Genomic DNA, 668 nt, shown 5'->3' on the forward strand with positions numbered 1-668 from the left:
AGAAACTCTGGACTCAGTCTTCGTGCTAATCGGCATTCTTCAGTTAACTTAGTCAACGCCTGTAGCTCTTCTAGAGTTACTGCCGGTCCCAAGCCCGGGTAAAGGAGGAGGGTTGGGCATGGGGTTAGCGTCCCCATCCCGTAGAAAACTAACTCGCTAAAAAAACGCTTACCAGAAAAAATAATTCAAACCATTTTAACTCTGCCCTGGGAGTTAGAAGGTCTTCATTTAGAAGAATTATGACGCTTCATGGTGAAAGCCGAGTTCGTTCGGAAGCCACGAGGCCGATGCCCCTTCTAACAACCAGAGCAAAAATTTTTATAGGTACATGGAACGTTAGAACAATGTGGGAAACCGGGAAGACCAGCCAAATAGCAACGGAAATGAGGAGATACAACTTGGCAGTACTGGGAATCAGCGAAACCCACTGGACCCAAGCTGGACAGAAAAGGCTAGCTACGGGAGAGATGCTGCTATACTCCGGTCACGAAGAGGAAAATGCTCCACACACACAGGGAGTTGCTCTAATGCTGTCCAAAGTAGCACGAAATGCACTTGTAGGATGGGAATCCCACGGATCCAGAATCATCAAAGCATCATTCAAAACAAAGAAGGAGGGGATCTTAATGAATATTATCCAATGTTATGCACCCACCAATGATAGCAAC

The 668-nt window shown here is 46.3% G+C and carries 1 protein-coding gene; it reads left to right on the forward strand.

Annotated elements, in window-relative coordinates; all coding sequences use genetic code 11:
• Positions 1–383 precede the first annotated feature (383 nt).
• The coding region (locus tag DF185_RS24795) for an exonuclease/endonuclease/phosphatase family protein (protein WP_165836115.1) at positions 384–668 on the forward strand (285 nt) is incomplete at its 3' end.

The organism is Marinifilum breve, from assembly GCF_003202155.1.
Classification (GTDB): domain Bacteria; phylum Bacteroidota; class Bacteroidia; order Bacteroidales; family Marinifilaceae; genus Marinifilum; species Marinifilum breve.